At 54.7% G+C, this 13983-nt stretch carries 12 protein-coding genes; 2 read left to right on the top strand and 10 right to left on the bottom strand.

The window, feature by feature from the left end:
- Nucleotides 1–14 precede the first annotated feature (14 nt).
- Nucleotides 15–2597: a leucine--tRNA ligase gene (gene leuS, locus CWM66_RS05475; RefSeq protein ID WP_035885987.1), complete on the bottom strand. Its 2583-nt coding sequence runs from the start codon at nucleotides 2595–2597 to the stop codon at nucleotides 15–17.
- 236 nt (nucleotides 2598–2833) lie between these two features.
- Between leuS and CWM66_RS05470 the strand changes: the two genes are divergently transcribed.
- A complete protein-coding gene (locus CWM66_RS05470) occupies nucleotides 2834–3316 on the top strand; it encodes a zinc ribbon-containing protein (protein WP_007373859.1) in 483 nt (160 codons plus the stop codon).
- Between the two features lie 38 nt (nucleotides 3317–3354).
- On the opposite strand, the gene CWM66_RS05465 is transcribed toward CWM66_RS05470, so the two are convergent.
- From CWM66_RS05465 to miaB, 9 genes are all read right to left on the bottom strand, one after another.
- Complete coding sequence (locus CWM66_RS05465; protein WP_007373860.1) at nucleotides 3355–4080, bottom strand: amino acid ABC transporter ATP-binding protein; 726 nt, start codon at nucleotides 4078–4080, stop codon at nucleotides 3355–3357.
- Nucleotides 4080–4754: a glutamate/aspartate ABC transporter permease GltK gene (gene gltK, locus CWM66_RS05460; protein ID WP_007373861.1), complete on the bottom strand. Its 675-nt coding sequence runs from the start codon at nucleotides 4752–4754 to the stop codon at nucleotides 4080–4082. Before gltK ends, CWM66_RS05465 begins: the two co-directional genes overlap by 1 nt.
- A gap of 2 nt (nucleotides 4755–4756) precedes the next feature.
- The gene (locus tag CWM66_RS05455; RefSeq protein ID WP_007373862.1) at nucleotides 4757–5497 is read right to left on the bottom strand and encodes an amino acid ABC transporter permease; all 741 of its coding nucleotides are present in this window, start codon (nucleotides 5495–5497) and stop codon (nucleotides 4757–4759) included.
- Between the two features lie 158 nt (nucleotides 5498–5655).
- A complete protein-coding gene (locus CWM66_RS05450) occupies nucleotides 5656–6579 on the bottom strand; it encodes an amino acid ABC transporter substrate-binding protein (RefSeq protein ID WP_007373863.1) in 924 nt (307 codons plus the stop codon).
- Between the two features lie 432 nt (nucleotides 6580–7011).
- On the bottom strand, nucleotides 7012–8550 hold the full coding sequence (gene lnt / locus CWM66_RS05440) for an apolipoprotein N-acyltransferase (protein WP_107146316.1): 1539 nt from the start codon (nucleotides 8548–8550) through the stop codon (nucleotides 7012–7014).
- A 5-nt stretch (nucleotides 8551–8555) separates the two neighbouring features.
- Entirely contained in the window at nucleotides 8556–9434 is an 879-nt protein-coding gene (corC, locus tag CWM66_RS05435) for a CNNM family magnesium/cobalt transport protein CorC (protein WP_007373865.1), read from the bottom strand.
- A gap of 96 nt (nucleotides 9435–9530) precedes the next feature.
- A complete protein-coding gene (gene ybeY, locus CWM66_RS05430) occupies nucleotides 9531–9998 on the bottom strand; it encodes an rRNA maturation RNase YbeY (protein ID WP_007373866.1) in 468 nt (155 codons plus the stop codon).
- Nucleotides 9995–11041 (bottom strand): PhoH family protein, encoded by a 1047-nt coding sequence (locus CWM66_RS05425; RefSeq protein ID WP_007373867.1) that lies wholly within the window; start codon nucleotides 11039–11041, stop codon nucleotides 9995–9997. The genes ybeY and CWM66_RS05425 overlap by 4 nt, the downstream gene beginning before the upstream one ends.
- A gap of 141 nt (nucleotides 11042–11182) precedes the next feature.
- The gene (gene miaB, locus CWM66_RS05420) at nucleotides 11183–12607 is read right to left on the bottom strand and encodes a tRNA (N6-isopentenyl adenosine(37)-C2)-methylthiotransferase MiaB (protein WP_043954278.1); all 1425 of its coding nucleotides are present in this window, start codon (nucleotides 12605–12607) and stop codon (nucleotides 11183–11185) included.
- A 171-nt stretch (nucleotides 12608–12778) separates the two neighbouring features.
- On the opposite strand from miaB, the gene ubiF reads away from it, so the two are divergent.
- The gene (ubiF, locus tag CWM66_RS05415) at nucleotides 12779–13951 is read left to right on the top strand and encodes a 3-demethoxyubiquinol 3-hydroxylase (protein WP_107146315.1); all 1173 of its coding nucleotides are present in this window, start codon (nucleotides 12779–12781) and stop codon (nucleotides 13949–13951) included.
- Nucleotides 13952–13983: the final 32 nt, after the last annotated feature.

Genomic DNA, 13983 nt, shown 5'->3' with positions numbered 1-13983 from the left:
GCTTCCTCCCGCGCTTAGCCAACGACCAGATTGAGCAGTTTACCCGGTACGTAAATCACTTTACGCACGGTAACGCCATCAAGATACTTCGCCACCAGATGTTCCTGGCCAGCGCGTTCACGCACCTGTTCTTCGGTGGCGTCCACGGCAACGGTAATTTTACCACGCACTTTGCCGTTTACCTGGACGACAACCAGCGTGGTGTCTTCCACCATTGCTTTTTCGTCCGCTACCGGCCACGGTGCATTATCAATATCGCCTTCGCCGCCCAGCTCCTGCCACAGCGTAAAGCTGGCGTGCGGCGTGAACGGGTTCAGCATACGAACTACGGCCAGCAGAGCTTCCTGCAACAGCGCGCGATCCTGATCGTTTTCCTGAGGCGCCTTCGCCAGTTTGTTCATCAGCTCCATAATCGCTGCGATAGCAGTGTTGAAGGTCTGACGACGGCCGATATCATCGGAAACTTTAGCAATGGTTTTATGAACATCGCGGCGCAACGCCTGCTGCTCGTCGTTCAGCGCGGCCAGATCCAGTGCGGCAACCGCGCCTTTGCTGGTGTGCTCGTAAACCAGTTTCCATACGCGTTTCAGGAAGCGGTTCGCCCCTTCCACGCCGGATTCCTGCCACTCCAGCGTCATATCAGCCGGGGAAGCGAACATCATGAACAGACGAACGGTATCCGCGCCGTAGCGTTCAACCATTTCCTGCGGGTCGATACCGTTATTTTTCGACTTGGACATTTTGCTCATGCCGGTGTAAACCAGCTCATGACCCGCCGAATCTTTCGCTTTCACGATACGGCCTTTGTCGTCGCGCTCAACGATCGCGTCTTTCGGGGAGACCCAGTTACGCTCGCCGTTTACGCCAACGTAATAGAATGCATCCGCCAGCACCATGCCCTGACACAGCAGCTGTTTAGCCGGTTCGTCAGAGTTCACCATGCCCGCATCGCGCATCAGCTTATGGAAGAAGCGGAAGTAGAGCAGATGCATGATGGCGTGTTCGATACCGCCAATATAAATATCAACCGGCAGCCAGTAGTTCGCCGCATTCGGGTCGAGCATGCCTTCGCTGTACTGCGGACAGGTATAACGCGCGTAGTACCAGGAAGACTCCATAAAGGTATCGAAGGTGTCGGTTTCACGCAGCGCTGGCTGGCCGTTAACGGTCGTTTTCGCCCATTCCGGGTCGGCCTTGATTGGGCTGGTGATGCCATCCATGACCACATCTTCCGGTAGAATCACCGGCAGTTGATCTTCCGGAGTCGGAATGACTGTACCGTCTTCGAGAGTGACCATCGGAATCGGCGCACCCCAGTAACGCTGACGGGAAACGCCCCAGTCGCGCAGACGGAAGTTCACTTTACGCTCGCCCACGCCTTTGGCTGCCAGCTTGTCGGCAATCGCGTTGAAGCCTTCTTCAAAGCTCAGACCGCTGAACTCGCCAGAGTTGAACAGCGTGCCTTTTTCAGTCAGCGCCTGCTCAGACAGATCCGGCTCTGAACCGTCCGCCGCCAGAATAACCGCCTTGATCGGCAGGTTGTATTTGGTGGCAAATTCATAGTCGCGCTGATCGTGACCCGGAACGGCCATGACCGCACCGGTGCCGTACTCCATCAGTACGAAGTTTGCCGCCCAGACCGGGATCGCTTCGCCGGTCAGCGGATGAACCGCTTTAAAGCCGGTAGCAACGCCTTTTTTCTCCATCGTCGCCATATCGGCTTCCGCCACTTTGGTATTGCGGCATTCGTCGATGAAAGCGGCCAGCTCTGCGTTACTGGCTGCGGCTTTTTGCGCCAGCGGGTGACCTGCGGCAACGGCCAGATAGGTCGCGCCCATAAAGGTATCCGGACGGGTCGTATAGACCGTCAGCTTCTGGTCGCTGTCCTGAACGTCAAAGGTGATTTCCACGCCTTCGGAACGGCCAATCCAGTTACGCTGCATGGTTTTCACGGTATCCGGCCAGTGATCCAGATTATCCAGGTCGTTCAGCAGTTCGTCGGCGTAGGCGGTGATTTTGATAAACCACTGCGGGATCTCTTTACGCTCAACTTTGGTATCGCAGCGCCAGCAGCAGCCGTCGATAACCTGTTCGTTCGCCAGTACGGTCTGGTCGTTCGGGCACCAGTTCACCGCAGAGGTTTTCTTGTAAACGAGACCTTTTTTGTACAGTTCGGTGAAGAACTTCTGTTCCCAGCGGTAATATTCCGGGGTGCAGGTCGCCAGCTCGCGGCTCCAGTCGTAGCCGAAGCCCAGCATTTTGAGCTGGTTTTTCATATAGGCGATGTTGTCGTAAGTCCACGGTGCCGGCGCCGTGTTGTTTTTCACCGCCGCGCCTTCCGCAGGCAGACCGAACGCATCCCAGCCAATTGGCTGCAATACATTTTTACCCAGCATGCGCTGGTAGCGAGAAACCACATCGCCGATGGTGTAGTTACGGACGTGGCCCATGTGTAGTCGGCCAGAAGGATAGGGGAGCATCGACAGGCAATAGTATTTCTCTTTGCTCTCGTCTTCAGTGACTTCGAATGTGCGTTTCTCTTCCCAGTGACGCTGTACTTTGGATTCTATCTCTTCCGGGCGGTATTGCTCTTGCATGGCAGCCAGTAGTCCTGTTTTTGCTACAGCTACAAATGTAGCGTTGTTACGTGGTTTTTCAGATCGGCATAGCATAGCCCAAACGTCAGCCTCAAAACAGCCTTTCCGCGAGCCGCGAACGAAATAGCCCGGCGCTTTTGCCGTTAACTTTTTGCCAACAGTGCGGCGCAGTCGGCACTGCGTACGGTAAATAACGTCTACCATTAGAGAGAGTTACTGAACCGGGAGGCGAAACGATGAACAAGGTTGCTCATTTTTACCGTGAACTGGTAGCGACGTTAACCGAACGTTTGCGCAATGGAGAGCGCGATATTGACGCATTAGTTGATCAGGCGCGCCAGCGCGTCTCACAGACCGGTGAGTTAACTCGCACCGAGATCGACGAGCTGATGCGGGCTATCCGCCGCGATCTCGAAGAGTTTGCCCGCAGCTATAACGAAAGTCAGGAAGAGGTGACGGACAGCGTCTTTATGCGGGTAATTAAAGAGAGTATCTGGCAGGAACTGGCGGATATCACCGATAAAACGCAGCTTGAATGGCGCGAAGTATTCCAGGATCTCAATCATCACGGTGTCTACCACAGTGGCGAAGTGGTGGGGCTGGGGAATCTGGTATGCGAGAAGTGCCACTTCCACCTGGCAGTATATACCCCGGATGTGTTGCCGCTGTGCCCGAAATGCGGGCACGATCAGTTCCAGCGACGCCCCTTTGAACCTTAAGGCAAAAACGCCTGCCGGTACTGGCAGGCGTTAATTTGTTAGTGCAGGATTTTGGCGAGGAAATCTTTTGCCCGTTCGGATTTTGGATTATTGAAGAAAGCGTCTTTCTCTGAATCCTCAACGATTTTCCCTTCATCCATAAAGATCACGCGGTTTGCCACTTTGCGGGCAAAGCCCATTTCGTGGGTCACCACCATCATCGTCATCCCTTCGTTTGCCAGTTCGACCATCACATCCAGCACTTCGTTGATCATCTCCGGATCGAGCGCTGACGTCGGTTCATCAAACAGCATCGCCACCGGATCCATACACAGGGCTCGGGCGATTGCCACACGCTGCTGCTGACCGCCGGAGAGCTGCGCCGGGAATTTGTTGGCGTGCGCCGACAGCCCAACACGCTCAAGCAGTTTTAAGCCTTTTTCCCGTGAGGCGGCTTTGTCACGCTTCAACACTTTGACCTGCGCCAGCGTCAGGTTGTCGATAATCGACAGATGCGGGAAGAGTTCAAAATGCTGGAATACCATGCCGACATGCGAGCGCAATTTTGCCAGATCGGTTTTCTTGTTGTTAACCTGGGTGCCGTTGACGATGATTTCGCCTTTCTGCACCGGCTCCAGGCCGTTAACGGTTTTAATCAGCGTGGATTTACCGGAACCCGACGGGCCGCACACTACCACCACTTCGCCTTTTTTCACTTCGGTGGAGCAGTCGGTCAACACCTGAAAGTGGCCATACCATTTAGAAACATTTTTCAGGGAAATCATTAGACGGTCCTTTTCTTCAGCCAGCTGACCAACAGCGAAGCACTGAGACTGATAACAAAATACACGGCGCCGGCAAACAGGATCATTTCGACCTGCGTACCATCACGCTCGCCAATGGTGGATGCCGTACGGAAGAAGTCCGCGAGGCTCAGGACATACACCAAAGAGGTGTCCTGGAACAGTACGATCCCTTGCGTTAACAGCAGCGGAACCATGGCGCGAAACGCCTGCGGCAGGATGATTAACTGCATCGACTGCCAGTGCGTCATACCCAACGCCAGCGCTGCGCTGGATTGCCCACGCGAGATACTCTGAATACCTGCGCGGATAATTTCCGAATAGTAAGCCGCTTCGAACATTGAGAACGCCACCATTGCCGAAATCAAACGGATATCGGTTTGCGGCGACAGGCCCAGCACGTTTTGCAGGAAACCCGGCACAATCAGGTAGAACCACAGCAGCACCATCACCAGCGGGATGGAGCGGAAGACGTTCACGTAGCTTTTGGCGAACCAGCGCAGCGGCGCAAACGTCGACAAACGCATTACTGCCAGCAGGGTGCCCCAGACAATCCCGATCACAATGGCGGTCACGGTGATTTTCAGCGTAATCGCCAGCCCGTTGAGCAGATAGGGCAGAGAAGGAACAATTGAACTCCAGTCAAAATCGTACATGTTTATTTGCCTCCCATATTGCCCGGCAGGCGAATTTTGCGTTCTACCAGCGTCATCACCAGCATAATGACCGCGTTAATCAGGACATAGGCTACGGTGATAGCAGTAAAGGATTCCCACGCGTGCGCGGAGTAATCCAGCAGTTTCCCTGCCTGCGCCGCCATATCGACCAGACCGATGGTGGAGGCGATAGCGGAGTTTTTCACCAGGTTCATCATTTCGGAGGTCATTGGCGGCACAATCACGCGATACGCATTCGGCAGCAGCACATAACGATAGGTTTGCGGCAGCGTCAGCCCCATTGCCAGCCCGGCGTTCTTTTGACCGCGCGGCAGCGACTGGATCGCCGCCCGTACCTGTTCGCATACGCGAGCGGCGGTGAACAGCCCCAGACAAACCATTGAAGAGATGAAAAATTGGATGTTCGGATCGAGCTCCTGTTTGAACCACATGCCGATATTTTCCGGCAGCAGTTCCGGTACCACCAGATACCATGCAAAGAACTGCACGATCAGCGGAACGTTACGGAACAGTTCGACATAGCAGGTGCCAATGCCGGACAGGAAACGGTTAGGGACTGTTCGCAGGATGCCAAACAGTGAACCGACAAGAAAAGCGATAATCCAGGCCGCGATGGAAAGCGCGATAGTGACCTGAAAACCACTCCATAGCCAGCCAAGGTAGGTTGTGTTGCCGAACGGGGCTTGTTGCAGGAATATTCCCCAGTTCCAGTCTATGGACATAAATCTACTCCGGAAAAAAAAGGGTAGCAGCGCTACCCTCGAAGATTGTATGAAGAGCGAGTTTTCGCGTTGAGTGGGGAACGACCATTCAACGTATAGTCTGTCCGTGCTACTTCGACAATCGAGAGGGCAGGTAAACCCGCCCCTAATGGTTTTAATTAGTTAAGAGCTTTATCATTCGGTGCTTTGAACAGCGCTTTCATGTCATCAGACAGCGTAAAGTTCATGTTCATGTTTTTTGGCGGAATCGGGCTTTTAAACCATTTCTCGTAGGACTTCTCTGCCGCGCCGGAGGTTTGCAACTGAGCAATGGTGTCATCCATCAGCTTTTTAAACTCTGGATCGTTTTTACGCAGCATGCAGCCGTACGCTTCGTGGGACTGCGGCGTACCAACGATTTCCCAGTTGTCGGGTTTCTTCGCTTTCGCACGTTCACCCGCCAGCAGAGCATCATCCATCATAAAGGCCACAGCACGGCCGCTTTCCAGCGTACGGAAGGAGTCGCCGTGGTCTTTAGCGCTGATGATGCGCATATCCATTTTCTTCTCATCATTCAGTTTGTTGAGCAGAATTTCGGACGTGGTACCCGAGGTCACGACAACCGCTTTGCCTTTCAGGTCTGCGAAGTCTTTGATCGGGCCGCCTTTTTTGGTCAGCAGACGCGTACCGACCACGAAAATGGTGTCGGAGAAGGCCGCTTGTTTTTGACGTTCAAGGTTGTTGGTGGTGGAACCGCACTCAAAGTCGAAAGTGCCGTTTTGCAGCAGCGGAATACGGTTCTGCGAAGTAATAGGGATCAGCTTAACGGCCAGATCCGGCTTATTCAGTTTTTTCTTCACCGCTTCAACGATAGCGTTGGAGTAATCCTGCGAGTAGCCGACCACTTTCTGTTCGTTGTCGTAATAGGAGAACGGTACGGAAGATTCACGGTGACCCACGACGATAACGCCGTTTTTGGCAATTTTATCCAGCGTCGTTTGCTGCTGAGCAGCCGCATCGGCAGGTTTTGCATCTTCAGCATGAACCAGACCGGCGGACATTCCCATCACCAGCATTGCGGCGGCCAGTTTACGTAATTGCATATCCAGACTCCTTTATCGTCAGCGCCAGAGACGCATTGATACCCGTTGTGTATGTTGTGTTTTTTATAGACTGCGACATTTTCGTGCAGTGTCGTGTGTGTTTGTTACATTTAGTCTGGCTTAATGTAAAGATTTTGCTGCGGTATTGTTTATTTTTGCGAGGCGCGCCGCACCGTTTAAAGGCAAAAATCTTCCATTGCACCAAACTGGTGCCGCTAATGTTCCCTGCCGGTGCGACTCTGTTGCACATAAGCGGATTTCATAGCTGCCTGATATGTATAAGCAAATGGCATGCCAGAAACGACTGGATGGCTGCGAAGATGGGGGGCCTTTAGGAAGCGTTGCCGGATGGCGGCTATGCCTTATCCGGCCTACGGTGTGTGAATTGTCGGCCGGATAAGCGAAGCGCCTTTCGGCGCTTAAAAGAGCAGATTAACGGCGGCGCTGGCGCAGGCTCATGATCACGGCGGCAAAGCCGAAGAGGGCGGAGAGGATCCACACCGGCCAGTTACCTGCGCGTGCGTATGGTGTCAAACCGGATGTCGGCGTGACGCTGGTGGTGAGCACCTCGCGGGTAAACTGCGGGATCATCGCCTGAATCTCGCCCTGTGGGCCGATCACTGCGGTGATGCCATTGTTGGTACTGCGCAGCAGAGGACGCGCCAACTCCAGCGCGCGCATACGCGCCATCTGGAAGTGCTGCCACGGGCCGATAGACTTGCCGAACCACGCATCGTTAGAGATGGTCAGCAGGAAATCGGTATCCGGGCGGAAGTTATCACGCACCTGCTCGCCAAGAATGATCTCGTAGCAGATAGCTGCCGTCAGCTTCAGACCGTGCGCCGTCAGCGGCGGTTGTACATACGATCCGCGGCTGAATGAGGACATCGGCAGATCGAAGAACGGCGCCAGCGGGCGCAGAATCGACTCCAGCGGTACGAATTCGCCAAACGGTACCAGATGGTTCTTGTTATAGCGATCGGATGAACTGTAGCTGTAGGCGCTGTCTTTACCCAGCGTGATAATGGTGTTGTAGGTATCGTAACGGTTTTGTTGATTCAGCCGCGCATCGACAATACCGGTGATAAGCGTACTGTCATGCGCCCGCAGCAGATCATCCATGGCTGTTAAAAAGCGCTGTTGATTAATTTCCAGATCCGGAATGGCGGACTCCGGCCAGATGATCAGTTGCGATTTCCCCATCACCTGCTCAGTGGCGTCGCTGTAGATTTTCAGCGTGTTGAACAACTGCTTTTCGTCCCACTTCAGCGCCTGGGGAATATTGCCCTGTACCAGCGAAACCTGCGTGGTGCGCTGTGGCAGCAACTGATACCACTGGATATAGCGTAGCGGGAACGGCAGGGCGAACAGCAGCACCGCAATCACTAACGGATGCCAGCTTTTGTTCACCAGCGCCAGCACCAGTAAGCCGCTAACTACCATCAGCAGGAAGTTGATGGCTTCGACGCCCATCAGTGGCGCCAGCCCTTTCAGCGGGCCGTCGATCTGGCTGTAGCCGAACTGCAGCCACGGGAACCCGGTCAGCACCCAGCCGCGCAAAAATTCGGTAATTTGCCATACCACGGGGGCGGCGACAGCCACGCGCAGCCAGCTGGTTTGCGGCCAAAGGCGTGACAAAATCCCGGCGAACAGACCGGTATACAACGACAAATAGGCGGCCAGCAGAACCACCAGGAAAACGTTGACCGGGCCAGGCATACCGCCGAACTGCGCAATACTGACGTAAACCCAGTGCACGCCGCTACCAAACAGCCCCAGCCCCCAGAAATAACCAATCCAGGCGGACTGTAGCGGTCGACGATTGAGGGTTAATCCTTGCAGACCCATCAGAGAGATAAGAGCTGCAGGCCAGAAGTCATAAGGAGAAAAAGCCAGCGTTCCGCTGGCTCCGAATAACAGCGCCAGCAGCAGACGCACGCGCTGGCGCTCAAACAGTGAGGCAAATACCATTTACATTACTCATCCAGTTTCGGTTGCGGCGAATCATCCGGCATTCTGACATGGACCTGAATAATACGTCGGCTGTCGGCCATAGCGACTTTGAATTGGTAACCATCAATGTCAATCGCTTCTCCGCGCGCCGGGAGATGACCAAACGCCTGCATCACCAGCCCGCCGATGGTGTCCACTTCTTCATCGCTGAAGTGGGTGCCAAAGGTCTCGTTGAAGTCTTCAATCGGCGCCAGTGCGCGCACTGTCCAGGTATGACGGCTGAGCTGGCGGAAGTCGATATCCTCTTCTTCGTCGTACTCATCTTCAATTTCGCCGACGATCAGCTCCAGAATGTCTTCAATCGTCACCAGACCGGAAACACCACCAAACTCATCAATCACGATAGCCATATGGTAGCGCTGGGAACGGAACTCTTTCAGCATGCGATCCACACGCTTACTTTCCGGTACCACCACTGCCGGGCGTAACACCTTTTCCATGCTGAAGGCTTCGGCATCGCTGCGCATAAAAGGCAGCAAATCCTTGGCCATCAGAATCCCTTCGATATGATCTTTGTCTTCGCTGATCACCGGGAAGCGCGAGTGGGCAGACTCGATAATGACATCGAGGCATTCGTCCAGCGTCTGGTTGCGTTTCAGGGTGATCATTTGTGAACGGGGGATCATGATGTCGCGCACGCGCTGGTCCGCGATATCCATCACCCCTTCAAGCATGTCGCGCGTATCGTTGTCGATAAGCTCGTTCTGCCCGGAGTCTCGGATCAGAGCCAGTAATTCGTCACGGTTTTTTGGTTCGCCGTGGAAAAGCTGACTCAGTAAAAGGGAGAAGAATCCCTTCTTGCTGTTGGTTGTGTCGCTACTGTGTGAGTTATCGTCGCTCATGGCGTCGTGTGGGTTCTCATGTTGGTTAATTTGTCGCTCGTCACGCGTAAACTCAGCGCCGGACGGCAGTTAAGAGTGGATGCGCAGGCTTTCCGGTTACTCTTTCTCGGAAATGTACGGATCCTCATAGCCCAGAGCAAGCATTATCTCTGTCTCGATCCCTTCCATTTCTTCCGCTTCATCGTCTGCAATATGGTCGTAACCGAGCAGGTGTAAACTACCGTGCACAACCATGTGCGCCCAGTGCGCATCCAGCGGTTTACCTTGCTCCTGCGCTTCCTGTTCCACCACCTGGCGGCAGATAATCAGATCGCCGAGCAGCGGCATTTCGATGCCGGGCGGCGCTTCAAAAGGGAATGACAGCACATTGGTCGGCTTATCTTTCCCGCGATAAGTCAGATTCAGTTCGTGGCTTTCCGCGCTGTCGACCAGGCGAATGGTGACTTCCGCTTCTTCCTGAAACTGCGGGATAACCGCGTCCAGCCACTTCTGAAACTGCGCTTCTTCCGGCAGGCCGCTGTTATCTTCACACGCCAACTGTAAATCGAGGATCACCTGACTCATTTCTGTTCCTGCTCCTGCGCTTCGCGCTTACGTTCGGCAGCCAGTTCTGCTTTACGTTTCTGTTCGGCTTCTTCCCAGGCCTCATAGGCGATAACGATGCGGGCAACAACCGGATGGCGGACCACGTCTTCGCTGTGGAAGAAGTTAAAGCTAATTTCATCGACATTCGCCAGCACTTCAATCGCATGACGCAGACCGGATTTGGTATTGCGCGGCAGGTCGATTTGCGTAATGTCGCCGGTGATCACCGCTTTCGAGTTAAAGCCGATACGCGTCAGGAACATCTTCATCTGCTCGATGGTGGTATTCTGGCTTTCATCAAGAATAATGAAGGCGTCGTTTAATGTCCGCCCGCGCATGTAGGCCAGCGGGGCGACTTCAATGACGTTGCGCTCAATCAGTTTCTCCACGCGTTCGAAACCGATCATTTCAAACAGCGCGTCATACAGCGGGCGCAGGTATGGATCCACTTTCTGGCTGAGATCGCCTGGCAGGAAGCCCAGTTTTTCCCCTGCCTCAACCGCCGGACGCGTCAGCAGAATACGGCGCACTTCCTGGCGTTCCAGCGCATCCACCGCCGCCGCAACCGCAAGGTAGGTTTTCCCCGTACCGGCCGGGCCTACGCCGAAGGTGATGTCGTGATCGAGAATATTGGCGACGTATTGCGCCTGGTTTGGCGTACGCGGTTTAATCACACCACGCTTGGTTTTGATATGGATAGCTTTGCCGTATTCCGGCACGCTCTCGGCGCTTTGTTCCAGCACGCGGGCTTCTTTGATCGCCAGATGAATTTGTTCCGGTTCGATGTCCTGCGTCTGGCCGCGCATTGGCGCAGTATCGACATACAGCGTGCGCAGAATGTCGGCCGCAGCGTTGACGCAGATTTCGCGTCCGGTGAGTTTGAAGTGATTATCGCGACGGTTGATTTCTATGCCCAGTCGCCGCTCCAGTTGTTTGATGTTGTCGTCAAACGGGCCGCACAGACTTAGCAGGCGTGTGTTGTCCGCTGGCTCAAGGGTAATTTCACGCGTATCTATGTTCAAACTGTTCCTCTTTTCAGTGTGTCGCGGGCTCTGCCCATCAGGGAATTATTCACGGCATATTAAGAAGTCGCAAGCTTAGCGCATGATGTTGGGGCAGGCAGGGGAAAAGCAAGGCCTGCCAGAAATGGCAGGCCAGTGGCATTACGGCTGGTACGTGCCAACGCCGAGGTCGTTCTCTTTACGCGTACGGGCGATTACCGATTCCGGGGATTCCACGACGCGCAGACCCATTTCGTCTTCGGTACGGACCAGTACGCCGCGCAGGGAGTTTGGATAGACATCAACGATTTCCACATCGACGAATTTGCCGATCATCTCTGGCGAGCCTTCAAAGTTCACCACGCGGTTATTTTCGGTACGACCGGACAGCTCCATGATGTTCTTGCGTGAAGTGCCCTCTACCAGAATGCGCTGGGTAGTGCCGAGCATACGCCGGCTCCAGGCCATCGCCTGCTGGTTAATGCGCTCCTGCAGAATATAGAGGCGCTGTTTTTTCTCCTCCTCCGGTACATCGTCCACCATATCGGCGGCCGGTGTCCCCGGACGTGCAGAGAAGATAAAGCTGTAGCTCATGTCGAAATTGACATCGGCGATAAGCTTCATCGTCTTTTCGAAATCGTCGGTGGTTTCGCCAGGGAAGCCAACGATAAAGTCGGAGCTTATCTGGATATCCGGGCGCGCCTCACGCAGCTTGCGAATAATTGCTTTATATTCCAGCGCAGTGTGCGTACGACCCATCATGTTCAGCACACGGTCGGAGCCGCTCTGCACCGGCAGATGCAGGAAGCTCACCAGTTCTGGCGTATCACGGTAGACATCAATGATATCGTCGGTGAATTCAATCGGGTGGCTGGTGGTGAAACGGATACGGTCGATGCCGTCGATCGCGGCGACCAGACGCAGCAGTTCCGCAAAGGTACCGGCGCTACCGTCGAAGTTCTCACCGCGCCAGGCGTTAACGTTCTGGCCGAGCAGATTCACTTCACGCACGCCCTGCGCCGCCAGTTGAGCGATTTCAAACAGGATGTCGTCAGATGGGCGGCTCACCTCTTCACCACGGGTGTAAGGCACCACGCAGTAAGTGCAGTATTTGTTGCAACCTTCCATGATAGAGACAAAGGCGGTCGGACCTTCGGCACGCGGCTCCGGCAGACGATCGAATTTTTCAATTTCCGGGAAGCTGATATCGACGACCGGGCTACGGTTGCCGCGCACGGAGTTGATCATCTCCGGCAGGCGATGCAGAGTTTGCGGCCCGAAAATAATGTCAACGTAGTGGGCGCGCTGGCGAATGTGATCGCCCTCCTGAGAAGCTACGCAGCCGCCAACACCGATAATCAGATCGGGGTTTTTCTCTTTCAGCAGCTTCCAGCGACCCAGTTGATGGAAAACTTTTTCCTGAGCCTTTTCGCGGATCGAGCAGGTATTGAGCAGCAGCACATCCGCCTCTTCCGCCACTTCGGTCAGTTGATAGCCGTGTGTGGCATCCAGCAGATCGGCCATCTTCGATGAATCGTATTCGTTCATCTGACAGCCCCAGGTTTTTATGTGGAGTTTTTTAGTCATCGACTTGCTCTTGCTTAAGTTCATATACCCCGAGTATGACGGGTATAAGCCAGGATTGCAGGCCGCGTATTGTAATGCTTTGGTCGCGTGCTGACCAGTATGATGGATGTCAGACGCAAGGGAGAAAAAATCCGGTAAACTTAAGGGATTCTCGTTTAAGGAAAATTAGCCATGACACATCACACTGAAGTCGCCGTCGTTGGCGGTGGCATGGTCGGCGGAGCGCTGGCGCTGGGGCTGGCGCAACATGGATTTACCGTTACGGTAATTGAGCAGCATGCGCCGCCCACGTTTGATGCGACGGCGCAGCCGGATGTGCGTATTTCGGCAATTAGCGCCGCATCGGTGGCGTTGCTGCGCGGGTTGGGTGTCTGGGAACGTGTGCAGGCGATGCGCTGCCACCCGTATCGCCAGCTGGAAACCTGGGAGTGGGAAAACGCCCATGTGATATTCGATGCCCGCGAGCTGAAATTGCCGCTGCTCGGTTATATGGTTGAAAACAATGTCCTGCAACGTGCGCTGTGGGACGCGCTTGAGGCGCATCCGCAGGTCACGTTACGTGTGCCCGCGCCACTCAGCGGATTACATACGGATGGCGATCATCACCAACTGACCTTCGAAGAGGGCGAGCCGTTAACGGCGAAGCTGGTGGTTGGCGCGGATGGCGCTAACTCCCGCGTTCGGCAGGCGGCCGGAATTGGCATTCACGCCTGGCAGTATCAGCAATCCTGTATGTTGATTACCGTTGAGTGCGAAGCTGAGGCAGGCGAGAGCACCTGGCAACATTTTACTCCCGATGGGCCACACGCCTTTTTACCGCTGTTTGGCAACTGGGCCTCGTTGGTATGGTATGACACGCCTGCGCGTATTCGCCAGTTACAGACGCTGACTATGGCGCAGCTGGAGCAGGAGATCGTTCGCAACTTTCCTCCGCGACTGGGGCGCGTGAAGCCGGTTGCGGCGGCGGCATTCCCGCTGGCGCGCCGTCATGCGTTGCAATATGTTCGCCCGGGCCTTGCGCTGGTGGGCGATGCGGCACATACCATTCATCCGCTGGCCGGGCAGGGTGTCAATCTGGGCTATCGTGATGTTGATGCCTTGCTGGAAGTGCTTACCGGGGCACGTACGCACGGCGAAGCCTGGGCCAGTCACGCGATTTTAAAACGCTATCAGACGCGTCGAATGGCGGATAACTTTATTATGCAAAGCGGTATGGATCTGTTCTATGCCGGGTTCAGCAACAACCTTGGCCCGGTCAGGTTGTTGCGTAATATTGGTCTGATGGCGGCGGAGCGTGCCGGAGTGCTGAAACGTCAGGCGCTGAAATATGCTTTAGGACTATAGATGTTAACTTTGTGCCGCGAGTATCCAGTGCT

It is taken from the genome of Kosakonia sp. H7A (genome assembly GCF_003028445.1).
GTDB lineage: Bacteria > Pseudomonadota > Gammaproteobacteria > Enterobacterales > Enterobacteriaceae > Kosakonia > Kosakonia radicincitans.
Note: the sequence above shows the minus strand (reverse complement) of the source record. Positions and strands in the feature narration are given on the sequence as shown.

What these genes read in the sequence shown, in the direction of transcription:
- leuS (WP_035885987.1), bottom strand. Translation starts at nt 2,597, where the DNA reads ATGCAAGAGCAATACCGCCCGGAAGAGATAGAATCCAAAGTACAGCGT.
- CWM66_RS05470 (WP_007373859.1), top strand. Translation starts at nt 2,834, where the DNA reads ATGAACAAGGTTGCTCATTTTTACCGTGAACTGGTAGCGACGTTAACC.
- CWM66_RS05465 (WP_007373860.1), bottom strand. Translation starts at nt 4,080, where the DNA reads ATGATTTCCCTGAAAAATGTTTCTAAATGGTATGGCCACTTTCAGGTG.
- gltK (WP_007373861.1), bottom strand. Translation starts at nt 4,754, where the DNA reads ATGTACGATTTTGACTGGAGTTCAATTGTTCCTTCTCTGCCCTATCTG.
- CWM66_RS05455 (WP_007373862.1), bottom strand. Translation starts at nt 5,497, where the DNA reads ATGTCCATAGACTGGAACTGGGGAATATTCCTGCAACAAGCCCCGTTC.
- CWM66_RS05450 (WP_007373863.1), bottom strand. Translation starts at nt 6,579, where the DNA reads ATGCAATTACGTAAACTGGCCGCCGCAATGCTGGTGATGGGAATGTCC.
- lnt (WP_107146316.1), bottom strand. Translation starts at nt 8,550, where the DNA reads ATGGTATTTGCCTCACTGTTTGAGCGCCAGCGCGTGCGTCTGCTGCTG.
- corC (WP_007373865.1), bottom strand. Translation starts at nt 9,434, where the DNA reads ATGAGCGACGATAACTCACACAGTAGCGACACAACCAACAGCAAGAAG.
- ybeY (WP_007373866.1), bottom strand. Translation starts at nt 9,998, where the DNA reads ATGAGTCAGGTGATCCTCGATTTACAGTTGGCGTGTGAAGATAACAGC.
- miaB (WP_043954278.1), bottom strand. Translation starts at nt 12,607, where the DNA reads ATGACTAAAAAACTCCACATAAAAACCTGGGGCTGTCAGATGAACGAA.
- ubiF (WP_107146315.1), top strand. Translation starts at nt 12,779, where the DNA reads ATGACACATCACACTGAAGTCGCCGTCGTTGGCGGTGGCATGGTCGGC.